Below are 22,639 nucleotides of genomic sequence, written 5' to 3'. Positions count from 1 at the left end.
CTAAATTCCGAGTCGATTCCGACTCCCTAACCCGTACAACACTCGGATGAGTGCATCAATGTCTTCACAAGAATTGTAAAACGCGAGTGATGGTCTTACTGTTGATTCCAATCCAAATCTACGTAAGATTGGTTGGGCACAGTGGTGGCCGGCGCGTACAGCAATTCCTTCTTCCGCCAATCGTTTTCCAATCTCTTCTGTTTTGAATCCATCGACTACAAAGGATAAGACTCCCGCTTTGTCTTTAGCCGTTCCAATCAACCGAAGGCCTGGAACCTTTAACAGTTCTTTGGTTCCATATTCCAATAGGTCATGTTCAAAAGCTGAAATTTGTTTCATTCCGAATCTGTTCAGATATTCGATTGCAGCTCCCAGGCCCACTGCATCGGCGATGTTACCCGTTCCTGCTTCAAACCGAAATGGTGCTTCTTGGAAGGTTGTGTGATCAAAATGGACATCTTTGATCATGTTCCCACCACCTTGCCAGGGAGGTAGACTATCTAAGATGGCTTTTTTTCCGTAAACCACACCGATCCCAGTTGGTGCAAAGAGTTTATGACCGCTAAACACAAAGAAGTCGCAATCGATCTCTTGTACATTCACTGGCATATGGGATACAGACTGAGCTCCATCCACAATCACAAGGGCTCCTACTTTATGAGCAGACCTTGTCATCTCTTCAACCGGAACCACAGTTCCCAGTGCATTCGAAACTTGTGTGATCGAAACAATTTTTGTTTTCGAGTTTAACAGGCGTTCGTATTCACTAAGAATGATTTGTCCAGAATCATCCACAGGAGCCACTTTTAACTTAGCCCCTTTTTTCGCGCAAATCATCTGCCAAGGAACAATGTTTGCGTGGTGTTCCAGATGAGTGATTAGAATTTCATCACCGGCTTGGATGTGTTTGTCGGAGATAATATTGGAAAGGAGATTGATTCCTTCCGTAGTTCCTCTGACAAAAACAATTTCCTCTACGCTTCCAGCACCAATAAACCCTTGGACAAGAGACCTTGCTTTTTCATAAGCATCAGTGGATCTAGCGGCAAGTGTATGGGCGGCACGATGGATATTGGAATTCTCATGTAAGTAAAAATGAGATAACCTTTCTATCACAGAGATTGGTTTTTGGGTGGTTGCTGCATTGTCGAGCCAGACCAACGGTTTCCCATTCACTGTTTCCGTTAAGATAGGAAAATCTCTCCTTGCGGATGCTAGATTCCCTCCACCTGACTGTGGTATGTTGGTGATTGGGAAAGACTGAAAATCGGAATAAGAAAAACCGGTATCCGTTAATTTCAAATCTTCTAGGTAGGGAAGTGTCTCCTGAGAGATATTTGGTGATGGCAAACCATTGGTGGGAAGGTTACTTCCACCATAGGATTGTAAAACCCCAAACATTTCCTTTGCCAATTTCTCGAGTGTTTTCTCATCAGGGAAACCGGAAGGAGTAACATTCGCAAACGAATCCGGGTTTAGTTTTAGAAAACTCGGATCATTTGTATTCATAATAATTTCCCACATCTACGTTGTCTAGTGCCGCAATGGCATCGTCCGTAAGTATGGCTGCTGAGCAGTAAAGAGAAATTAAATACGAACCAATCGCCGATCTGTTGATTCCCATAAATCGAACGGATAGTCCTGGAGTTTGTTCCCCTGGTAAATTGGATTGGAATAAACCGACTACCCCTTGTTTTTTCTCACCGACTCTCAGAAGTAAGATGTTAGAAGTTCCTGATGCTGATTTTGGATTTGTTTCTCCGTTGACAAGAAGTTTGTCGGTAGGAATGAGTGGAAGTCCTCGCCAAGTTAAGAATTGAGCACCAAACATAGTAACGGTGGCCGGTGGAACTCCTCTTCGTGTACATTCACGACCAAAAGCTGCAATGGCTAAAGGGTGAGCCAAAAAGAAAGATGGTTCTTTCCAAACTTTAGTGATGAGATCATCTAAATCATCCGGAGTAGGAGGACCTTTTCTTGTACTAATTCTTTGGTGAGCCGGAACATTTTTAAGAAGTCCGTAATCTTCATTATTGATTAACTCGAGTTCTTGTTTTTCTTTTACACTTTCAATGGCCAAACGAAGTTGTTCGTTGATTTGTTCATGTGGAGAACTGTATAAATCAGAAACTCTAGTTTGTACATCAAGGATTGTGGATATTAAACTGAGAGTGTATTCGCGAGGTTTTTCTTCGTAGTTAACAAATGTTTCAGGAAGTTCTTGTTCTCCCTTTTGTCCACAAAGTACATCAACTTGTGTATTGGATTTGACTCGGTTGACACGAAGAACACCTGCTTCCAAAGGTTTCCAGTCAAGTAACCTAACTAAAAAACGTGGGGTGATCGCACCGTATTGTGCATTCGTCTTTACCGTATTTGCCAGTTGGCGTGCGGCTAAATCTCCCAAAGCGTGTTGGGTTTGTTCTGCCATAAAGGACCTCTTATTTGAAATGGATCTTTATTGACTGATTCTGTTTGTGTACAGAAAACGAGAATCGTTCCCTTAAATCAAAATAGAGGGGAGTTTTGTGTGGAATATTGTAGAAATTGACTAGTAGATTGGCGGCCTAATGTAGCTGGAGCCAGTGTTTTATCTTTTCAGAGATGGTTTTCAAAACAACGGGTTTGGAAATATAATCATTCATCCCGCATTCGAGGCAACGTTCCTCCTCCCCTGACAGAGTCCCGGCGGTAAGTGCAATGATCGGCACAAGTTTCCCATTCGCTAATTTTCGGATTTCTTTTGTAGCATCATAACCATTCATTTCTGGCATTTGCACATCCATTAATACCAACTGTGGTTCTGTTTGGATGAAATTTTCTACTGCTAATGCTCCATTCTCAGCCTCGATGATGATGGTTCCTGGTAGGGATTTTTGGACAATTGCCTTGGTTAACATCATGTTTACAGGATTATCCTCAACAATCATGATCTTAATTTTTTCAGTTGTTAGGATGGGGTGAACTGGTTCGTAATTGGTTGTAATGATTTCTGGACTTTTGCCAGAGATTAATTTATCCAAACTTTCATACAAGATGTTTGTCTGAATGGGTTTTAAAAGGATAGATTGTACACCCAGTTCTCTTCCTCTTTTATAAATACTTTCGTCATTGGAAGATGTATGGAGCGACAGGAAGGGTTTTCTTAAATTTTTTGATTCTACTGTTTTTAAAAGTTTTTCAATAAAATCCAAACCATTCATTTCTGGCATATTAAAATCGGAGATGATAACATCATAAAAAACACCTGATGAGATGGAGTTAAGTGCTTCTTTTGCTGATCTAAAACTATCTACCCGAATCCCTTTGTAAGTTAACATTTCATGGATCACGAGTAAGTTAGTTTCGTTGTCATCCAAAACCATTACTTTTTTGATTTCATTTAATTCTGGTTCGTTGTTTCTTTCGTTGTCAGCAAGGGTAACAATTTTAAAAAAGAAACGAGAACCTTTGTCACGTTCCGATTCTAATTCCATTTTAGAATTAAATAAATTTAATAATTTACTAGAGATGGATAGTCCTAGACCAGTGCCACCAAACTGACGTGTGGTGGATGTGTCTGCTTGTGAAAACACTTCGAAAATTTTATTTCTATTTTCGGGACTAATGCCAATTCCTGTATCAATCACCTCAAAGAGTAATTCGTATTCGTTTTTTCCTTTTGGCTCCGCAGAGATTTTGATTTGAATTTCGCCTTTTAAGGTAAACTTCAAAGCATTCCCGATTAAATTCAGAAGGATCTGCCTGAGTCGTAAAGAATCGACAAATATGTTTCTTGGAACTTTTGGTGAAATGTTGAGAATGAGTTCTAGGCCTTTTTCATAAGCTTTGTGTTTTACGATCTCAGCAATTTGGTGGAGTAAATCGTAAATATTGACCCTTTCCTTGTAGAGTTCCATTTTTCCAGATTCAATTTTAGAAAAATCTAAGATGTCATTGATGAGATCCAATAGAGAACTAGCTGAAAGATACACGGTTTCCATGTATTTTTTTTGCACCTGGTTGAGATTGGTCCGCATAAGAAGATCGGAAAATCCAATCACACCATTGAGTGGAGTTCTGATTTCATGGCTCATATTGGCAAGAAAGTCAGATTTTGCTTGAGATGCTTTTTCTGCATTTTCGCGAGCAACGATTAAGTCATTTTCGAGTAACTTTCGTTCGGTGGTATCAGTGTGTGTTCCTATCATTCGAAGTGGTTTTCCGTCTTCCGTCCATTCAATGACTTTTCCTCGGTCTAAGATCCATTTATAAGATCCGTCTTTACACAACATCCTATGTTCATTCACATAAACAGAGGTTTCCCCGTTAAAATGTTTATCTAAGTCGGAAAAATAATTTGGTTTGTCGGCGGGATGAACTCTAGACTCCCATTCGGAAATATCTGATCCTATTTCTTCTTCCGAATATCCCAACATGTTCTTCCATTGATTGGAGAAGAAAACTTTGTTTGTGACAGCATTCCAATCCCAAATCCCATCTCCAGATCCTTCCAATGCAAACTGCCACCTGCTTTCACTGGCGCGTAACGCTTCTTCGGTGGCTTTGTGAGCTGATATATCGATCCCAATCCCCAAGTAACCGGTGATTTCGTTTTTTTTGTTTTTACTAGCAGTCACTACAAGTTGGACAGGAAATTCGGTTTTATCTTTGCGAACATACGTCCATTCATGGGAATCAAATTCACCTAACTTCGCTTTGTATATAAACGTATCAAATCCGGATATGGGAACTCCAAATTCTTTGGAAAGATTGGTCGAACGTGATTGAATTTCTTCGGGTATATGGAAAATCGCAGGTGAGGTTTTCCCAACTACTTCTTCTGCATCATATTGTAAGTGGAATTCTGCACCCTTGTTGAAGTGTGTGATGATGCCGTTTGTATCAGTTCCAATAATAGTTACATGAGTCGTTGCATCTAAAATGGTTTCTAAATTGGCAAGAGCGTCTTCTCTTTGAATATCCAATTCAACATTTTTTGTAATATCTTGAAAACTTCCAAAAATCCGAATGCATTTTCCTTCCGCAAATACGGAATGTCCGATGCTGCGCACCCATTTGTAATTTCCTCGAAGTGTTTTGATTTTTAATACTAAGTCGTAAGATGTTCCATTTGTTTCTGCTTGGTGGAAGGCATTTAATAGAGTTTGTTTATCTGCTTCAAGAGGATAAAAGCTGAAAGCTGTCTCTAGGTTTGGTTCGTAACTATCGGGAACTTCATGAATTTTTTTTGTTTCTTTAGCCCAAAAGATTTTATTGTTTGTGAGGTCAACTTCCCATCCGCCCACATTTGCAGCTGCATTCGTTTCTTCAAATAATAGTTTGAGTCTTGCAAGTTCATCTCGTTGTTTTAGGATTTCTATTTCTTTGTCTTTTCGTTCAGTAATATCGATGAAATAACAAATTTTTTCTGTGGGAACTGAGTTGAAATAACTTACGACACTATAATCGGATACATAAATATACGACCCATCTTGTTTTTGGAATCTGAATTCCCTTTGATACGTTCGCAACTTATTTTTTATATATTCTTTTTCTTCGGTAAGTGCTCTTTCTTTATCATCAGGGTGGATGAGGTCATCTGGTTTCAACATCCCTTTTTTGAATTCACCTGTTTGATACCCTAGGTTGAGTGAAACATTCGGAGATACGTAAGTTGTTGAAAACTCAGTATCAAATTTGAACCGAAAGATCACATAGGGACCACTGTCTAAAATTACATTTTCAATGCTAAAGTTTGGTTCTCCTCGAAGGATGACTCCTGGTGTGTTTTTAAATTCTAAATACCGTCCAGAGATCCGAAAGGGATTTCCGAGTAGATTTGTTGTGAATTGGAATGGAGTTTTTCTTGCCAAGGTTTCTTGGCATAAGTTGGTGAGGATGAGTGCATCCCTCGGCGTGATGTGAAGGTCGTTGATATGTTTTCCCGTGGATATGGAGTCAGGTGGCAGATAAAGATTGGGAGAGGTTCGCGAAAATTGAATTTCTAAGAAGGGATCTACATAGATTAAAAATTCGTCAAAACTCTCCACAATGGATTGGTAGTTGAAACTTTCTGCCATGAATTGTTATGTCACTTGACCAAAACGATTGGTCCTAAAGAATAATGGATACGATGATGAATCGCCTGTCACTTTCTATTTTTCTATGTTGTATTTCCGCACTTCCAATGGGAAATCTGATGAGCCAATCTCAAAGAAACCACGGTTGGGTGGTTGCGGGAACCTCCTCAAAACTCCTGATCCAAGGAAAAGAAATATTAAATGCCAGGGATGAATTCCGATTTAAAAACCCGGAAGGGATGACCCAAATCCAAGAGATCGACTACTATCTCATGTTAGGGGAGTATTACCTTCGTAAAAAAGACAAAGTAGGGATCGCCAATATCCTTTACGATCTGCGAACTAAAAAAGGTGAGTATGCTTTTGCCGATTTTTTACTGACCTCTTTATGGAAACAGTCTCAAGGCGAGGAGGTTCAAGCGATCAAAATCCTGGATACATACATTCAAAAAGAACCCAATACCTACTTTCGTAACCTAGCAAAAAATATGCGAACCAATCTTTTCCAAACAGGGGAAGATGAAAAAAAGTCCATGATCAGAATGGACTGCCAAAAAACAAAACCTTACTATTCCTTATGTCGTGTATTCCGTTTACAATACTACATAGATCTTCCTTCTGGAAAAGAGAAAGACATGCATAAACATTTTGTGAACATAATGCGTGTCAGTTCCCCTTTTTTCGAAGATCCTTACTTGGAATGGATCCCTCTTTTGGATCGAATTGACGAAGATCTCCCCGCCAAACTATCATTTCTCGGATTTGTGAGAGAAGGAATTCATTTACAAAAAATGATTATGGATCTGGAAAGAATCTCGGATGGTTTCGTTGGTGAAAACTCAAATGAACGGATGGCATTTTTTCAAATTTTACTTGGAGATTATCCTGGAGCTGAAGAATCTTTATTAAATTTTTTGAGATTGGCAAAAGGAAAAAAGGCATCTATCCTTAATCGAATCTATGTGAAGTTAGGTGCACTTGCCTATTTCCAGAAAGATTATAAAAAATCTTTAGATTATTATTTGAAGTTGGATTTAAATAATTGGTCAGCTGATATCCATCATCCTTTTTTGAATGAACCAATGTCCATCAGTGGGGTTAAGGATTTGATCTCCGTTTCCCTGTATAAAGTGAATGGTGCTGATGCTGCACTCAAAGCTCTGCAAAAAATCAAAGATCCTGAAAAGTTAACAGAAGCAGATATTTGGCCCAAACTTAGAATTTCACAGATGTTAATGGATCAAAATCCTGAGTTGTCATCAAGGATGACTGACGAAATCATTTATATGGCTCAGGAAAAAAAATGGAGGCGGTTGGAATACGCAGCCACCATCTTACAAGGCTATAACCAAATTTATAGAAAAGAATTCCGAAAGTCCACGATTGAACTAACAAAGAGTAGGGGAATTTTAGATGAAGAAAATTCTTTTTATGCAGCTGAGTTTCTTAGAAATTTCGGGTTTGTATTTGCACATACAGCATCTGGTAAAAAGGGACCAGTAAATGGAAACATTCGGGATGGTGTCTCTGACTACTTGCAAAACAATATGTATGAAGATTTGTATTATATTCGCAACTACCGGCCACTTGCTTTTTCTACCGATTTGTTTTTTGAGTATGCACTCAGCCATCTGCGTGATGATAACGATGTTTGGGGGCTTTTAGATTCTATATACAAATATAATTCTGTGAAGTGGATTCGCGGAGGTAAGGGAAGTCCTCATTCATTGTTGCAGATTCAATTTGTTGATAAACAATTTCAATACCTCTCTGGTTTTTCCACCGCCAGAGAATCCAAATTTTTTGACTCAACTTATGCGGACAGTCGTGAAACCGAAAGTCAAATCCAAAGAAAAAATGAAGAAGAGTCGGTTCGCAATTTAGAATCTGCTAAACTTCCCACCATCCTTTTGTTACCCTATAAGGATGAGTTTTATCTTTTTACCTTTAATCCGAGAGAAACTAAACGCAACCAACTTAGTTGGAAGGTGATTCGTTCCCAAAGACCAGATACCTCAGATGTGATTGAATCTGTACGAGAACTGGTGAGTGCCAGTAAAGATACGGACACTGTGCAAATTTATTTGAATGAATCGGGTGCAAGTTTAATGCGTTCTCTCAAAAAAGAAATGAAAGAGACTCAGTTTGTATTTTTCTTTTCTCTTCTTCCGCAAGCGGAGGTGCAAAAGCCACTGAATGCTTTTTCTTGGAAATGCCCACAAAACATGCGTTCTTTGGAGGGGAAAGGTATGAATCTTGTGGAAACTGCTTATTTTGAAGGTTCTCGTATTTTAAAAGAAAAGGAAAGGTTACATCTTTGGGACTTCCCAGCAAACGCCGGTTCGGGGAGCTCTGTCACCAATCTGTCTTGGTCTTGTAAATCCGATACCGGGTCATTCGAAGAAATTCCTTTCCTTAAATTATTTCGTAGGATCGATTACCGTACGGTTCCTAAAATGATAGTTTATACCGAACGTGTCCTTGGAAAGTCCTGGTCTGATTACTCTTGGCACTACAACTGGTTGCATTTCTGGTTTCGATCGGGAACAAAAAAGATTGGATACCTTCCCACCCTGCCTGTTTTGGATGCGGGATCGGTTTCGGGCCTTCTCGATCCTTCCCGATATCGTGAGGATGGGGTTTGGATTCAGGCTACCGCCCAGTGAGAGTGACATAATCAGACCAAATTCCTTGGTTCGGAGTTTCGTCTGCTTTCGCATTTCCCGCAAAAATGAGTCAAAATGTAGGCGACACTGGAAGATCGGTCCAAAATACTTAATTCTATTCCTCATACGCAATGGACCCTGATCATAATACTTTAGTGGTGTTCGAGTTTCTATGGAAATAATCGGCATCTTTCTCATCTTCCTCCTCGTCTTTGTCAATGGTTTCTTTGTAGCAGCAGAGTTTGCTATGGTCTCCCTCCGCCCCTCTCGCCTAGAGGAGCTTGTCAAAGAAAACAGAGCTATGGCTCATCTTACCAAAAAGGCTGTCTCTAAAATTGATGATATGTTATCGGTTTGCCAAGTGGGAATCACTGTCGCAAGCCTACTTCTTGGATGGATCGGCGAAGCTTTATTTGCGAGTGTCGTTTCTGGATTCCTTCGTATGTTTCATATTGAATTGGATCTTGTTACCATCCATAGCATCTCTATAGGAGTATCCTTCACTCTCATCACACTCCTTCATGTGATTTTGGGAGAACTAGTTCCGAAGACCCTTGCCATTCAAAACACAGAAGCAATTGCTCTTGGAGTGTCTGGCCCTATGTGGTTGTTTTACTATCTTTTCTTTCCTGTCACATTCGTTATGAATCGTTTGGCGGGAGGTGTTCTTACACTTTTCCGGTTACAACGTACGGGTGATAAGTATGTTCACTCTGCGGAAGAATTGATGATCATCATCGAAGAACAAAGGAAACAAGGTCGGATTGATAATGCGGAAATGCAACTCATCCAAAAGACTTTTGATTTTTCCGAACATACTGCCAAAGACGTAATGACACATAGACTTTCTATCATTGGCATTTCACAAGAGTCAACGATAGATAAAATGCTTCCCCTCATTGCAGAACATAGTTTCTCAAGATACCCGGTTTATGACCAAACTTTGGATCGCATTGTGGGAATTGTCCATGTACAGAAATATTTAAAATGGCAAGCAGCCCATCTTTCTGCAAAAGGCAAAAAAGAAAAGATTACTGTGATCATGGAAAAGGATTTTGTAAAGGTTCCAGAATCGATGTCTATTGAACGTGTGATGACTAAACTTCGTGAGAAGAAACAACACATGGCGATTGTCATTGATGAATACGGTGGAGTTTCCGGTTTACTTACCTTAGAAGATATCATTGAAGAATTTTTTGGTGAAATCCGAGATGAAACGGACTCTGATGAAGTTGATGTGACTTCAACCAATAAAAAAACAAAAGCCATTACTCTTGATGGAGAAACAGAGCTTTCCAGTTTATCGGGTATTTTGGAAGGGGAAGAACCTTCGGATATGGAAGAAGTTCGCACCATCGCTGGTTATTTTATGGAAAAGAACGAAGATATGCCAAAAGAAGGTAGCATCGTTCAAATTAAAAAGGGAAGCCTTAAAGTAAAAAAAATGGAAGGAAATAAAATCATTTCTATTTTGTTTACTCCGAAATTAGAAGAAGATAATGATTCTGAAATGGAGAGGGAGCTCTCTTACGAGGACAGGTAGATGAAAGAAATTGTGATTGCTGTTTCTGGATCCATAGCTTCTTACAAGGCTTGTGATTTGGTAAGAGGACTTACCAAACAAGGATACCCTGTCCGCGTGATCATGACTTCCAATGCTACAAAATTTGTTGGAAAGATTACCTTTGAAGCCTTAACCGGAAAACCCGTCCGAGTGGACGAATTTGATACGGGTATGGCCCATATCGAAATCAAAAACATTGCCTCAGTTCTCGCCGTGGTTCCTGCCTCCGCCAATATCATTGGAAAAATGGCCAATGGGATTGCTGATGATCTAGTTACTTCTACCTATTTGGCCTGCACCTCTCCTGTGTTAGTTGCCCCATCAATGAATCCGGGAATGTATTTACACCCTGCGGTCCAAAGAAATTTAAAAACTTTGGAAGCTGATGGTGTGACCATCGTCTCTCCCGATAAGGGAATTGTTGTTTGTGGTGATGAAGGATACGGTAAACTTGCTACTGTGGAATCCATCACTGAACAAATTTTAAAACTCCATACAAAAAATTCATGAACTTAAAATTCAAACGAGTGATCGTTACTTCGGGCCCAACTCGGGAATGGATTGATCCTGTACGTTATATCTCTAATGCCTCTTCGGGAAAAATGGGTTATGAGATTGCAAAATCCTTTTTGTTATACCCTGTCGAAGTGATTTATATCCATGGAAATACATTGGAACGATATACAAATGTGCCAGGTGCCAAACTCAATATCGAAGTGGAAACCACCATCCAATTGCGAGATGCTGTTTTGTCTCAAATTACTAACGATAGTTTGCTTGTGATGGCCGCAGCTCCTGCGGATTTTCGCCCCATTATGACAGCAGAACACAAAATCAAAAAAGAAAAAACTTCTGAAGGAACGAAAGGTCTTCTCCTCGAGTTAGAAGAAAACCCTGATGTATTACAACAAGTCACCGAGTATGTCACGGAACACAAAATAGAAAATTCGATTCGTGTAGGGTTTGCTGCCGAAACTCGAGAACTTGAAAGGTATGCAAAAGACAAACTAACAAGAAAAGGTCTTCACTTCATTGTAGGAAATTATGTGGGTGCGGGCAAAGGTTTTGGAGAAGTGGATTCCAGCATTCGTATCTTTAGTGCCAATGGATTAGAAAAAGAAATTGGGCCATTACCTAAAGAAAAAATTGCTGAAGCACTCGTGCAGTTCTTAGTGTCCGTTTGATTTGTTTCCAAAACCAAACGCAAAGTAACCCGCAAGAAGAATCAATCCAAAACTAACGATATAATTCCATTTGAGCCTTTCTCCTAGGAAAAGGGTCGCGAACAGAATGAACACAAAGATAGTGATCACTTCTTGGATGATTTTTAATTGGAACCCCTCAAATTTATAAACAGTATATCCAATTCGGTTTGCCGGAACCATTAGTACATATTCAAAAAATGCAATTCCCCAAGAAAAGAGAATGATATAAAACATATTGCTGGATTTTGCAAACTTTAGGTGTCCATACCAAGCAAAGGTCATAAATATATTGGAAAGGATAAGTAAGGCAATGGTGGTCATATAAGTCTCTTTGTTATATTCAATGATTTGTAAGTCTTCATTTTACGAAAGCGCAAGTTTAAGTATTTGGATCAATACTTTACTGTGGTTGTCCATCAGGAAAGACATCGTTAAATATCTCTGGGAGGATTTCTCCGGACTTCCCACCAAAGTGAAGTTGTATGGACGGAGTCAGTGACGTGGTTTCTGGATTGATTTCAATTCCCAGGGCACCGTTACGGATGGCTGTTAGAGCTAAATTTGCAGGAACTGAAACATTGGCGCTGGTTCCGATCACAAACACAACATGGGCAACTTTACTTAGTTCCCAAGCTTTTGTGAGGAGGCGGTTGTCATAACCTTCTCCAAACCAAACAATGTCTGGCCGTAACAAAGATTCGCATGTCGTACAGAACTTGATTCCTGGTTGGTCTAGGCCATCCTCTTCCAGATGGTATTTTGCCTGACAATGCGTACAACGTGCACGGAATATATTCCCATGAATTTCAAGAAGGTTTTTGCTCCCAGCTTTTGGATGGAGGCCATCGACATTTTGTGTGATGAGGTTAACGGATGGGGAAAACGATTGCCATTTTGCAATCGTTAGGTGTCCTTCGTTGGGTTTTGCTTCGCGGCAAATTCCACGTCGCCAGTCATACCATTCCCAGACCACATCAGGATGTCTAAGGAAGGCTTCGGGTGTTGCCAATTCTTCTGCTTTGTACGTTTTCCAATAGCCTCCCTCTCCACGAAAGGTAGGAATTCCACTTTCGCTAGAAACACCCGCACCCGTAAGAAACAAAATATTGCGGGCAGAACGGATTCGATGGATTACATCGGGAGGAAGGAGACTCATCTGTGGGATCATTCTAACAAAATGGATAAAAAATTAAATCGGAAAATATTACGGAAAAAGAAAACTGGTAGTTGTGGCAGACCATTGGGAAGAAGTCCAAAAGAAACTAGATACCATACGTGAAAAACAATTGTTTCGGGAAACTCGTTCCTACCAAGGAATTGACTTTTGTTCCAACGATTACATGGGTCTTGCAACTAATCCAAGTATGTTGGAATTTTTCCAATCGAAGAAGGAGATTTACCCCTTTGGTTCGACTGCTTCCCGATTGGTTCGGGGAAATTCCACTTCCATGGAGCAGTTTGAATCTGAATTTGCAAGTTTTGTGGAGGGGGAGGCGGCACTTCTTGTTTCAACGGGTTTTACCGCAAATTTTGGTCTTTTGGATTCCATTGCGGCTCCCGACTGTTATGTGTTTACCGATCGCCTCAATCATGCATCCATTTTAGATGGGATTCGTATTTCCGGTGCCCAAAAAAAATACTACAACCATCTAGATCTAAACCATTTACGATCTCTTTTAGAGAAGGCAGATGTGGAAGATTCAACAGGCAAAAAAAAACGGATCGTGGTCACAGAATCTTTGTTTAGTATGGATGGAGATTCTCCCGATTTAAAAACTCTACTTTCTTTAAAGAAAGAATTTGGATTTGTGCTCGTATTGGATGAAGCTCATGCTTTCGGAGTTTATGGCCCTATGGGTAAGGGACTTGTTTTCCAAGACCTTTCCTCCTCTGAAATTCAATCTATCGATTACAGGGTTTATACCTTAGGAAAGTCTTTAGGACTTGAAGGTGGGATCATCGTTACCAAAAAAATGGGTCGTGATCACTTAGTGAATGTAATGCGGTCTTTTATTTTTTCTACTGCCCCGCTTCCCATGATTTCGAAACTTGCCTCTTTTGCACTTTCGTTACTCCGTTCCATGGACAAAGAAAGGGAGAATTTGTTAGCGATGGCAAAGGAATTAAAGGATTCTCTGAAACAAAATGGTTTTTTGATTACTAACTCCACGTCTCATATTGTCCCGATCTTACTTGATACTGAAAAACAGTCGTTATTCTATGCTGCATATTTACAAGATGCGGGTTTGGATGTGCGGGCCATCCGACCTCCAACAGTTCCGACACCTCGGTTACGTCTTAGTTTGAATGCAAAACTAAGACTAGAGGATATCCATCATCTTGTAAAGGAACTCGTTCTTTTACGGGAGAAGTGGAATTCTCTCTGACCAATCTTCAACCAACCAAATAGAAAACCGATTGAATCAATCGATCTGTCCTTTGTGAAAGTTTAGTCGACTTAAGTTTCTTCTTCGAATTTACGAATTCTGTTTTTGATTTGTTCTGTGGTAGACTTTTGATCACTTGATGGCTTAGGATTTGCCTCTGGAGTTTCTTTCTTTTTCCTGGTCCCAAATTTATAAATTCCAAAAAGTCCAAAAGCACCTAATGCAAATAAGGTGAAGTTGATCCAGGTTCCATCCGGTTGGGCTAGAATTTTTGGTCCAAATCCATATACAATGGAATCCACCATTCCCTGGTTCCCATTTTCCTGAAACATTACCACAATGGGGTCTTTTAAAACAGAGTCACCGAAACCATTTTCCATTTTCGAAATGATTTCCTCTTCCTTCATTCCGTCTTTGATCCGGTTTTCAATAAAGGTTTTGAGGTAACTGGAAGCCGCGCACATATTGAACGAACAAGATTGGATAGGAAGGCTCGGCAAACAGATACAACGAATTTGTTCCGTTACTTTTAAAAAGGTTTGGATTTGACCTTCCTCTTTTAGATTGGTAGTCGTTTTCTGTGCGAATAGAAGACTTGGTAAGAGGATGCAGAAACCAACCATCCATAGTTTTGATTTCGAAATAACATTTCTGGGCTGGCGGTTTGTATGAAAAAGAATTTCGCTGTTCATTAGTTAATCTACCGTTTTCTTTTTGGTTTCTCCAATTGGGAGTAACAAAAAGATTCCTGTCAGGAAATACAAAAGAGACCCAAGCCAAATGAGTTTTACCAGTGGGTTCACCCAAACTTCTAAGTTTGCCACAATCTGTTTTGGAAAGTTGAGAAAGAGTTTGAGTTTGTCCATTTCACTCCCTGGTGTGAAGTAATACTGCATAAACATCAAAGGTAGGTCTGGGTTTTCTGATTTGAGATCAGAAGTTTCAATGGCACCAAGTTGGATGTAAAAATCTTCTTTTGCCATAGAAAGGATGGCTGGTTCACTGGTGGGAATGTGAGTTTCAAAATCTCCCGTTAGGTGAGAGATCTGTGGGTAAAACCTACGTTCGGTAACTAAATCCGAAAGTTTGTCTGTCCCTCGAAAGATTCCATAAGTGCCCTCTTGGGAAACAATCACATTTTGGATGTTAGGTTCTCCACCAAGACCTGAAATTAGGACTGGTTTTAATTTGAGAGTGGAAGCTTCTATTTGATATCCACCTATCATTGCTTTGTCGATAGATTGGTAGACGATCTCTTCTGAAGTAGGTGGTTGGAGTTCATAAAAAAATCTAACTGAAGTATTGATTTTAAATGCGTTTCCTGCATAACCAATAAAGATTAGAACAAGTGAAAAGTGAACTAAATACCCACCATACCTACGTTTGTTTTTGAGTAACATCCGATACCCGGCCACAAAGAAATTCTCATTTTTAAACTCTTCAAGACGAGCTCTGATCCCGCGGTAGTATTCTTGGATGATCCCAGATATGGTGAAGATACCGATCGTAACCGTTAGAACCGAATACACTTCGGCAAGTACATCCCCATACTTACTGTCTGGTTTGGTAAAATTTTGGGAATAGAAAAGGATGTACAATCCACCACCGATGATTCCCGCAATAAAAGGTTTCAGTAGAGTAGAAAAAAATACGGCTCCGGCCCCTTTTCGCCAAGCAAGAAGTGGTGCGGCACCCATAAGGAGTAAAAGAAAAATTCCTGCAGGAACTCCCCAAGAATTAAACCAAGGAGCCTTGAATTCTTTTCCATACAAAAGAGGGGAAAAAACACCTAACAGGATTGCTGCGGTTGAGAGAACGAGTAAAAAGTTATTTAAAAGAAAACTACCTTCTTTCGAAGTGATGGCTTCTAAGTTTCTTTCTGGAGTGAGATTTTTTCTCCTATAAATTACAAAGCCGGTAAAGAAAAGAAAACTGACAATGATGTAGATGATAAAAGGAGTTCCAATCGTAGACTTAGAAAAACTATGAGGACCTTCCAAAACTCCCGAACGAGTGATCCAGGTTCCGAGCAAACTGAAATGGAAAGCAAGGATCACAAGTAACATATTCCAGAACTTTAACATCCCTCTACGTTCTTGGATCACAACCGAGTGGACAAAGGCACTGGTCAGAAGCCATGGCATAAGTGAGGCATTCTCTACTGGATCCCATGCCCAATAACCACCCCAACCTAACTCTTCATAGGCCCATTTAGACCCGAGTAAAATTCCTGTTCCGAGAAAGAACCAAGAAAACAAAGTCCATTTACGAATGAACTTCATCCAATCTTCAGAAAGTTGGCCAGACACAAGGGCTGACATAGCAATGGCAAAAGGAATCGATATACTTACATAACCAATATAAAGAATGGGTGGATGGATGATCATCGCCCAGTGTTGGAGTAGGGGATTGAGGCCCCGGCCCGCAGCCGCTTCTGGAACAAACTCGCGGAATGGTTGGGCATCTCCATAAAAAACAGCTAGGAAAGAAAAAAATCCAGATAAAACCGCAAGGATGAGATTCATCATGGGGATTCTATCTTCAATGGACTTACGAGTTTGCCATAACACGATGAAAGTGAAAACGTTAAGAATTAAATTCCAAAACAACAAACTTCCAGAAGAACCTGACCATATCGATGTCATTTTATAGAACAAAGGTAGATGTTCGCTGGAGTGCATGACCACATAATAGTTGCTATAGTCGGATCTGGCGAGTTGTGTTAATAGAACTGTAAATGTTAATACAATGACAAATGGATTTGTCATTAAAGCAAGACGGCCAAGTTCAATGGCTTTTCGTTCTTGTTTATAAATTCCGTAGATGGTTTGTAATGCGGAAAAAACTAAAATGGCGAGAGAGGCAGATAAAAGGATGGTTCCTAAGTTGTTCATTTTTCCTCAGCGTATCCCGCTTCATATTTGGAGGCACATTTTGCTTCCACATGGGAGGCAACTAGAACTCCGTGATCTAACTTTCCGTCCACTCTGGCCCTCGCTCCTTCTTTAAAAGCGTCTGGCAAAAGAGTGGCTCCTGTAAAAAATACAGGGATGATTTGATCATTCAGTTCCAAATCAAATTTGGCTTTTTTCCCTTCCCGGACAAGGCTCCCAACACGCACAAACCCGCGCACACGAAGATTTTGATCTGAGTATTTGGTTTGGTTTGCTGCCAGTTCTGAGGCATCCAGAAGGAGATAGGAAGTTTCCTGCGAGGAAAAATAAGCAATCCCGCCGAGTGAAAGTCCAATGAGAAACAAAAGAGTTAAAAACTTACGATTCATAATCCATTCTTTAGACGGATTCCCGTCTTTCCTCTAACCTCTCTGATTGCAAGTTTCGGTCAAACAAAAAGGTCTTAAAAAAACGGCAGAATTGGGAGCTTTATAAATAGGATTTGGCACGATACACAAAATAACCCACCCATTCTTTGATGGCGAGAGTGGTTTGGTCCAAAAACCCTGCGGAGGGGATGTAAAGTTCGAAGGCCCCTGATTGTAAATTGGTAGCACGATAGTCTGTGGGAAAGGAAACAAACCGGATGTTTTGTTTTTCGAAACAACCAGCAGCACGTTTGAAATGGAAGGCAGAAGTGATAAGAACGGCGGACTCTAGTTTATTTTCGGCCATTAACTTCTTAGTTTCAACAGCATTTTCATACGTATTTCGTGACTTGTTTTCCCAAATTAAATCTTTTTCAGGAACCCCGAGCCCTAAAAATAATTCTTTTGCTAAGTCCGCTTCCTTGTAGGTATTTGCAAAAAGAAGCCCCGATCCACCAGTAAAAAGAATCTTTTTTACCTTCCCTGCCTTATAAAGTCTGATGGCATCAGTCAATCGGTCTGCGGAGTCTGTGAGTTCGGGCCTCCCTGGATGAAAAGATATGGTTTGGATCATTCCACCTAACACAATCGCTACATCCGATTTGGGAATATTAGAAATGGCTATTGGTGGGTAATCTTTTTCGAGAGATTGGAGTAGAAAGTTCGCAATATAAGCGTTAGATGCCAGATATAAAAACAAAATGATTTGGAAGAGTCGAAATTTTCCGTGCCCCGATTTTGTTTTTAGGATGAGTAAGAAGGATAAAAGAAAAAAAACAGGCAGTGGGTAGAGTAGAACGGTTCCGAATTTGGAAAGTGTAAAAAAGATTGAATCCATGTGAATAGGATTCTGAAAGTAAAGGAATCCTACCAGTCTAAATCCGGGCCTAAAACTCCAATTCCACTTCCCCAATATTGGGAAGGGTGTGGGTAACGCACAGAAATTCCTAAGGGAGAACGTGAATACTTCCAATCCCGTGCAATTTGTTTTCGCTGTTGGATTTGTTCCTCGGGAACAGAGTTTTCGATTGTGTTTAAATACACTTTTGTCATTTCTACCCATTCTTTGATGGCTAAAGGATTTTGTTTTTTCAAATCTTGGATTAAAATTCTTAGTGCGAATTCGGCGTCTTCTCGAAGGTCACGAGCAATTTCAGAAACCTCCGCATTGGCCCCGAAGACGGTTTCACTCCCCTCGGTCCGATCCACCGTATCTCTCCATTTTGCATAGGCAATCATCAAATCCTTTGTTTCTTTATGCCTAAACATGGTAACAAAACGATTGTTCTAGTCTCGAAAAACGCAATCGAAAATTCCTAACATACGAAGTTTGTTTGGGCCTAATCCTCGTGAAGTCCCTATCTTTTGGCTGCAAGAAGGCAGTTTCACGGGTGTGAATTTCTCAGTCATTCGATTCTGCAATGAACCATATAGGGACAATTTGAGAGAAATTTATCTACTTATGATGGTTGGACTTTGCAACGATTTACATAGTTATTTTGCGGGAGGGAGCGAAGAATCCCTAAAAATTGGAGAATCATGCTTTTTTTAGTTCCACGAGGTTTCGATTTCAGGTAAGCTGTCTAAAAAAATAGGATGGTGAGCATGTTGAAGAAGCTTCTCACAACGATAGTATTCCTGGTTTGTTTGTCTGTGACAACAGCAGGTTTATTTGCGGAAGAACCGACTCCGGTTCCAACGCAATCAACCACTCAGGAAGAAACAGGACATTCGTCTCACGGCGAATCAGTACATCAGGAATTACCGTATTGGTCAGTATTACCTTTTGTTGCCATTTTACTCTCCATTGCAATCTTACCGGTTGCTTCTCACAAAACTTCTCATTGGTGGGAAGACAATAATAACAAATTGATCCTTGCTGTTGGACTCGGAGCCATTTCTTTTGTGGTTCTTCTTGTTTATGGTTACAGCCATAATATTGTTCACACAGTTTTTTTCGATTACGTTCCCTTTATCATTTTGCTTGGATCTTTATTTTATATTTCCGGTGGGATTGTCATCAAGGGAGACATCCATGCAACACCACTCAACAACACATTGTACCTGTTAATTGGTGCGGGCCTTGCATCCTTCATTGGAACGACAGGTGCTTCGATGTTACTTATCCGTCCTTTGTTAAAAACAAATAGCGAAAGAAAACACGTGGTTCACACGGTTGTGTTTTTTATCTTTCTTGTTTCCAACATTGGTGGTTCTTTAACACCTCTTGGGGATCCTCCACTGTTTCTTGGTTATTTGAAAGGAGTTCCTTTCACTTGGACATTCAAACTATTACCAGAGATGTTGTTTGCAACTGTGATTTTGCTTACTGTTTATTTTGTTTGGGATACTCTTGCTTACAAAAAGGAAACCAAAAAAGATATTAAAAAAGACGACAAACTTGCAACTCCATTCTCTATCGGTGGTCAAGTCAACTTCATCTGGTTACTCGGTGTGATTTTAGCTGTTGCTTTTTTAAACAGTAACTACATTCCACAAATCAACGAAACACCAACTCTAGGATTTATCCGTGAAGCAGTTTTACTTGTTCTTATTGGTCTTTCTAAGTTTACTTCCAAAGAAGAAAATCGTAAGTTCAATAACTTCACTCTCCACCCCATCCAAGAAGTAGCCTACCTTTTCATTGGAATTTTCATTACCATGATTCCTGCTCTTGTACTTCTCGAAGCACATGGTAAAGAACTTGGAATTACTCAAAACTGGCAGTTTTTCTGGGCAACAGGGGCTTTCTCTTCTGTTCTAGACAATGCGCCAACTTACCTCACCTTTGGTTCGTTAGCTTCTGGCCTTCTCACTCCAGTGGGTGCAGCTGCTCCTCTTACTCTCGGTCAGTTCATTGGAAACGTCCAAGCGGAAGAGATTCTAAAAGCCATTTCTGTGGGTGCGGTCTTTATGGGTGCAAATACCTATATCGGTAACGCTCCTAACTTTATGGTGAAGTCTGTTGCAGAAGAAAACAAAGTAAAGATGCCATCTTTTGGTGGATACTTAGCATACTCTATGGGAATTTTAGTTCCTGTGTTTATACTCATCACTTTCGTATTCTTCGTCTAAACTTTTGGACAAACCGGGGATTCTCCCCGGTTTTCACTCACTTCGTAACATTCCTAGCTTTTATTATGATCCAAAGCTGGATCGGTCCTTCCATCTAACTGTTATTTGCGATTTATAAAATAAGTTAAGAGATTCGTGTGCGGTGATTTTCTAAAACAGAAGTCTGGATTTTGAAATCCAGACTGTAAGGTAGGATAGAGTTGGGTGATTCTACTTCTTTTCTTGTAAAGATTCCAATCGGTTCAGACCAAACCCAAGAACCAGTCCGAGTACTAGGGCTGCCAGTGGAACTTGCGCATCTGCAAAATCTTTAGGCAAAATATTTTTTGCTGTAGCAATTTGAATGTCTCGTTTTACTTCACCTGATCTTCCTACAATCGCTTGACCATTGGCATAGTCTTTGAACGGCCATAGGATAAAGAAAGATCCAAGAATAAGACCAAGTAAAAATGTCATCGTATGCGATTTATATTTCAAAAATAACCATTTTACAAAATGAGTAAAAATAAGAAGTCCAAGTAGGCATCCAATCCCAAAAGCTCCGAGAAATACAATGGAACTTGGTTCGAGGATTGTGGAGAGTTTTCCAATCACAATTTGGTATTCACCGAGAACAAGCATGATGTAAGAACCAGAGATCCCTGGAAGAATCATAGCAGAAATGGCAACAGCTCCTGTAAGAAATGCAATCAGTGGATTTTCGGAACCTGTTGTATCACCCATAAAGAAACTGGGAACAATCGTGAGTAGGATTCCTGGAATTAAAAATAACCATACAACTAAACTATGTTTTTCGATGAGTTTGTAAGGAACTGCAAGTGATGGGAAGATGAGACCAATAAACAGAGCAAGAGTGGCTTGCGGATAATTTTGGAGTAAAAACTGAATGAGTTTAGCACCAGAGATCACTGACAACAAAAGACCAATCCCAAGAAATACAAGGAACCAGAAATCAATTCGTTTCATCTCTACTGCAAAACGTTTTCTTACGTCTTCTTTCCAAAACCCAACTACTAAAGCTAACGATGTTTTGATGGTATCTAAGTTTAGGGATGTGATGGCAGTGATCAGCCTGTCGTAAAGGCCGAGAATGAGTGCAAAGGTTCCTCCGGAAACACCGGGGATGAGATTGGCTATCCCGATGAGAAAACCATTGAGAAGGCAGAATAGAATTTCTTTTTTCGATAGAGGCATAAAGGAAAGGATGTGAGTGCGAAGACTTTATGCAAGGTTTTTTCTAGGTATAAAAGTCCATAGAAGTCCATAACTGATCACTGAAAAAAGGAAAAGGATTGAGAGTGTCATTAGGTTAGAAATTCCCATGAACTTTAATACAAAATGGACACAAACAACGGTGAGGTTTAAGAAAGAAAAAATAACCAAAGATCCGATTTTTCCTAATTTGGTTTCTGTGATTCGTTGGTAGAGATGTTCTCTGTGCGCTGAGAACAAATGTTTCTTTTGGAAGAATCGTTTGATGAGGATAAAAATTCCATCCAACCAAAAATATGGAAACAAATAAAAATAATAAGCCACATCCCAAGGATTGGAATTTGTCTTTCCCCACTTCCCAACAAACAAAGGTAATGCCATGACTAAAAAACCTAAGGCTAAGGACCCACTGTCTCCCATAAACAATTTTGCTTTTGGGAAATTATAAATGATAAACCCAAACATAGAGAGTAGTAAAACCAGATAAAAACTATATCCAAATTGATTCACAACATAGAAATGGGGAGAGGCACTAACCAAAGAAAAATAGGAAAGAAAAAGGGTAGTCACTAAATACCAATCCATTCCATCCATGAAGTTCACCAAGTTGACGGCAAAAACAAGAAAGACAGTCAAGACCAAAATCTGGACGGGTTTTGGAAGAGAAATCACCCCAAAGTAGGTGATCTCAGGGTTCGTCCAAACTAAAAATACTGCCACAACCGACAGTTCTAAAAACAATCGAAGTTTTGGACTAAGGTGATACAAATCATCAATGAAACCTAAAATACAAAAGAAAAGTATCCCAGCTAACAAAAGATAAATGTCCATTCTTTGGGCGGAATCTTGGGGCAGGGGAAGTGATTGTCCCAATTGTGGGTAGAAAAGGAACCCAAGGACAGAGAGAAGGAACAGTGGAATGAAAAACATTCCCCCGGATTTTTTGGTGACTACGTCGTGAAGGCTTCGTTCGTTTGGCACATCTTTGACGCCAAAGCGGGAATAAACATAGAATGAATGCAAAAATAGGCTAAGAAGGGCGAGAATGGCAAACATTGGTGGGAAAAAAGAGACCATTTTCGCAAAGTTTATCGGTACGGGGTCTTTTGGCAGTTTTTTATTGCAAAATTCCGTCCCTCTTCGATG

18 protein-coding genes are annotated in these 22,639 nt (G+C 40.0%); 6 read left to right on the top strand and 12 right to left on the bottom strand.

The features are described from left to right. The 3 genes from LEP1GSC195_RS10860 to LEP1GSC195_RS10850 all read right to left on the bottom strand — a co-directional run bounded on the left by LEP1GSC195_RS10860 (window position 1) and on the right by LEP1GSC195_RS10850 (window position 6,062). The gene (locus LEP1GSC195_RS10860) at window positions 1–1,509 is read right to left on the bottom strand and encodes a family 2A encapsulin nanocompartment cargo protein cysteine desulfurase (RefSeq protein ID WP_015682287.1); all 1,509 of its coding nucleotides are present in this window, start codon (window positions 1,507–1,509) and stop codon (window positions 1–3) included. Beyond that, window positions 1,496–2,431, bottom strand: a complete 936-nt coding sequence (locus tag LEP1GSC195_RS10855; RefSeq protein WP_015681727.1) for a family 2A encapsulin nanocompartment shell protein — start codon at window positions 2,429–2,431, stop codon at window positions 1,496–1,498. The genes LEP1GSC195_RS10860 and LEP1GSC195_RS10855 overlap by 14 nt, the downstream gene beginning before the upstream one ends. 136 nt (window positions 2,432–2,567) lie before the next feature. Then, a complete protein-coding gene (locus LEP1GSC195_RS10850; RefSeq protein ID WP_015681535.1) occupies window positions 2,568–6,062 on the bottom strand; it encodes a PAS domain-containing hybrid sensor histidine kinase/response regulator in 3,495 nt (1,164 codons plus the stop codon). A gap of 56 nt (window positions 6,063–6,118) precedes the next feature. On the opposite strand from LEP1GSC195_RS10850, the gene LEP1GSC195_RS10845 reads away from it, so the two are divergent. From LEP1GSC195_RS10845 to LEP1GSC195_RS10830, 4 genes are all read left to right on the top strand, one after another. Then, window positions 6,119–8,728 carry a hypothetical protein gene (locus LEP1GSC195_RS10845; protein WP_015681046.1) on the top strand — a complete coding sequence of 870 codons (2,610 nt, stop codon included), beginning with the start codon at window positions 6,119–6,121 and terminating at the stop codon, window positions 8,726–8,728. 172 nt (window positions 8,729–8,900) lie between these two features. Next, entirely contained in the window at window positions 8,901–10,271 is a 1,371-nt protein-coding gene (locus tag LEP1GSC195_RS10840) for a hemolysin family protein (protein WP_002978997.1), read from the top strand. After that, entirely contained in the window at window positions 10,272–10,802 is a 531-nt protein-coding gene (locus LEP1GSC195_RS10835) for a phosphopantothenoylcysteine decarboxylase (RefSeq protein WP_015682066.1), read from the top strand. After that, window positions 10,799–11,476 carry a phosphopantothenoylcysteine decarboxylase domain-containing protein gene (locus LEP1GSC195_RS10830; RefSeq protein ID WP_015681074.1) on the top strand — a complete coding sequence of 226 codons (678 nt, stop codon included), beginning with the start codon at window positions 10,799–10,801 and terminating at the stop codon, window positions 11,474–11,476. The genes LEP1GSC195_RS10835 and LEP1GSC195_RS10830 overlap by 4 nt, the downstream gene beginning before the upstream one ends. Here the strand turns inward: LEP1GSC195_RS10830 and LEP1GSC195_RS10825 are convergent. Both LEP1GSC195_RS10825 and LEP1GSC195_RS10820 read right to left on the bottom strand, forming a co-directional pair. Then, window positions 11,462–11,818: a DMT family protein gene (locus LEP1GSC195_RS10825; protein ID WP_015680593.1), complete on the bottom strand. Its 357-nt coding sequence runs from the start codon at window positions 11,816–11,818 to the stop codon at window positions 11,462–11,464. The genes LEP1GSC195_RS10830 and LEP1GSC195_RS10825 overlap by 15 nt on opposite strands. A 79-nt stretch (window positions 11,819–11,897) precedes the next feature. Beyond that, a complete protein-coding gene (locus tag LEP1GSC195_RS10820; RefSeq protein WP_015680858.1) occupies window positions 11,898–12,653 on the bottom strand; it encodes an SIR2 family NAD-dependent protein deacylase in 756 nt (251 codons plus the stop codon). A gap of 73 nt (window positions 12,654–12,726) precedes the next feature. Between LEP1GSC195_RS10820 and LEP1GSC195_RS10815 the strand changes: the two genes are divergently transcribed. Continuing rightward, window positions 12,727–13,884 carry an aminotransferase class I/II-fold pyridoxal phosphate-dependent enzyme gene (locus tag LEP1GSC195_RS10815; protein WP_015682695.1) on the top strand — a complete coding sequence of 386 codons (1,158 nt, stop codon included), beginning with the start codon at window positions 12,727–12,729 and terminating at the stop codon, window positions 13,882–13,884. Window positions 13,885–13,955: 71 nt separating this feature from the next. On the opposite strand, the gene LEP1GSC195_RS10810 is transcribed toward LEP1GSC195_RS10815, so the two are convergent. From LEP1GSC195_RS10810 to LEP1GSC195_RS10790, 5 genes are all read right to left on the bottom strand, one after another. Further along, window positions 13,956–14,507, bottom strand: a complete 552-nt coding sequence (locus LEP1GSC195_RS10810; RefSeq protein WP_015681291.1) for a cytochrome c-type biogenesis protein CcmH — start codon at window positions 14,505–14,507, stop codon at window positions 13,956–13,958. Window positions 14,508–14,579: 72 nt separating this feature from the next. Continuing rightward, window positions 14,580–16,778, bottom strand: coding sequence for a heme lyase CcmF/NrfE family subunit (locus LEP1GSC195_RS10805; RefSeq protein WP_015680770.1), 2,199 nt, complete (start codon window positions 16,776–16,778; stop codon window positions 14,580–14,582). Next, a complete protein-coding gene (locus tag LEP1GSC195_RS10800) occupies window positions 16,775–17,167 on the bottom strand; it encodes a cytochrome c maturation protein CcmE domain-containing protein (RefSeq protein WP_002975114.1) in 393 nt (130 codons plus the stop codon). Before LEP1GSC195_RS10800 ends, LEP1GSC195_RS10805 begins: the two co-directional genes overlap by 4 nt. 100 nt (window positions 17,168–17,267) lie before the next feature. Next, entirely contained in the window at window positions 17,268–18,044 is a 777-nt protein-coding gene (locus tag LEP1GSC195_RS10795) for a YdcF family protein (RefSeq protein WP_015681722.1), read from the bottom strand. Window positions 18,045–18,073: 29 nt separating this feature from the next. Beyond that, window positions 18,074–18,475, bottom strand: a complete 402-nt coding sequence (locus tag LEP1GSC195_RS10790) for a hypothetical protein (protein ID WP_015681612.1) — start codon at window positions 18,473–18,475, stop codon at window positions 18,074–18,076. 339 nt (window positions 18,476–18,814) lie between these two features. Between LEP1GSC195_RS10790 and LEP1GSC195_RS10785 the strand changes: the two genes are divergently transcribed. After that, window positions 18,815–20,281, top strand: coding sequence for a sodium:proton antiporter (locus LEP1GSC195_RS10785; protein WP_198012797.1), 1,467 nt, complete (start codon window positions 18,815–18,817; stop codon window positions 20,279–20,281). 210 nt (window positions 20,282–20,491) lie between these two features. Here the strand turns inward: LEP1GSC195_RS10785 and LEP1GSC195_RS10780 are convergent, their stop codons facing one another. Next, window positions 20,492–21,475 carry a DUF368 domain-containing protein gene (locus LEP1GSC195_RS10780; RefSeq protein ID WP_015681345.1) on the bottom strand — a complete coding sequence of 328 codons (984 nt, stop codon included), beginning with the start codon at window positions 21,473–21,475 and terminating at the stop codon, window positions 20,492–20,494. Window positions 21,476–21,502: 27 nt separating this feature from the next. Then, window positions 21,503–22,570: an MraY family glycosyltransferase gene (locus LEP1GSC195_RS10775; RefSeq protein ID WP_015682056.1), complete on the bottom strand. Its 1,068-nt coding sequence runs from the start codon at window positions 22,568–22,570 to the stop codon at window positions 21,503–21,505. Window positions 22,571–22,639 lie beyond the last annotated feature (69 nt).

Origin of the sequence: Leptospira wolbachii serovar Codice str. CDC (genome assembly GCF_000332515.2) — a bacterium.
GTDB classification, from domain to species: domain Bacteria; phylum Spirochaetota; class Leptospiria; order Leptospirales; family Leptospiraceae; genus Leptospira_A; species Leptospira_A wolbachii.
Note: the sequence above shows the minus strand (reverse complement) of the source record. Positions and strands in the feature narration are given on the sequence as shown.

Excerpts from the sequence above, each read along its gene's own strand:
- LEP1GSC195_RS10860 (WP_015682287.1), bottom strand. The coding sequence starts at position 1,509 with ATGAATACAAATGATCCGAGTTTTCTAAAACTAAACCCGGATTCGTTT.
- LEP1GSC195_RS10855 (WP_015681727.1), bottom strand. The coding sequence starts at position 2,431 with ATGGCAGAACAAACCCAACACGCTTTGGGAGATTTAGCCGCACGCCAA.
- LEP1GSC195_RS10850 (WP_015681535.1), bottom strand. The coding sequence starts at position 6,062 with ATGGCAGAAAGTTTCAACTACCAATCCATTGTGGAGAGTTTTGACGAA.
- LEP1GSC195_RS10845 (WP_015681046.1), top strand. The coding sequence starts at position 6,119 with ATGAATCGCCTGTCACTTTCTATTTTTCTATGTTGTATTTCCGCACTT.
- LEP1GSC195_RS10840 (WP_002978997.1), top strand. The coding sequence starts at position 8,901 with ATGGAAATAATCGGCATCTTTCTCATCTTCCTCCTCGTCTTTGTCAAT.
- LEP1GSC195_RS10835 (WP_015682066.1), top strand. The coding sequence starts at position 10,272 with ATGAAAGAAATTGTGATTGCTGTTTCTGGATCCATAGCTTCTTACAAG.
- LEP1GSC195_RS10830 (WP_015681074.1), top strand. The coding sequence starts at position 10,799 with ATGAACTTAAAATTCAAACGAGTGATCGTTACTTCGGGCCCAACTCGG.
- LEP1GSC195_RS10825 (WP_015680593.1), bottom strand. The coding sequence starts at position 11,818 with ATGACCACCATTGCCTTACTTATCCTTTCCAATATATTTATGACCTTT.
- LEP1GSC195_RS10820 (WP_015680858.1), bottom strand. The coding sequence starts at position 12,653 with ATGAGTCTCCTTCCTCCCGATGTAATCCATCGAATCCGTTCTGCCCGC.
- LEP1GSC195_RS10810 (WP_015681291.1), bottom strand. The coding sequence starts at position 14,507 with ATGGTTGGTTTCTGCATCCTCTTACCAAGTCTTCTATTCGCACAGAAA.
- LEP1GSC195_RS10805 (WP_015680770.1), bottom strand. The coding sequence starts at position 16,778 with ATGAACAACTTAGGAACCATCCTTTTATCTGCCTCTCTCGCCATTTTA.
- LEP1GSC195_RS10800 (WP_002975114.1), bottom strand. The coding sequence starts at position 17,167 with ATGAATCGTAAGTTTTTAACTCTTTTGTTTCTCATTGGACTTTCACTC.
- LEP1GSC195_RS10795 (WP_015681722.1), bottom strand. The coding sequence starts at position 18,044 with ATGGATTCAATCTTTTTTACACTTTCCAAATTCGGAACCGTTCTACTC.
- LEP1GSC195_RS10790 (WP_015681612.1), bottom strand. The coding sequence starts at position 18,475 with ATGTTTAGGCATAAAGAAACAAAGGATTTGATGATTGCCTATGCAAAA.
- LEP1GSC195_RS10780 (WP_015681345.1), bottom strand. The coding sequence starts at position 21,475 with ATGCCTCTATCGAAAAAAGAAATTCTATTCTGCCTTCTCAATGGTTTT.
- LEP1GSC195_RS10775 (WP_015682056.1), bottom strand. The coding sequence starts at position 22,570 with ATGGTCTCTTTTTTCCCACCAATGTTTGCCATTCTCGCCCTTCTTAGC.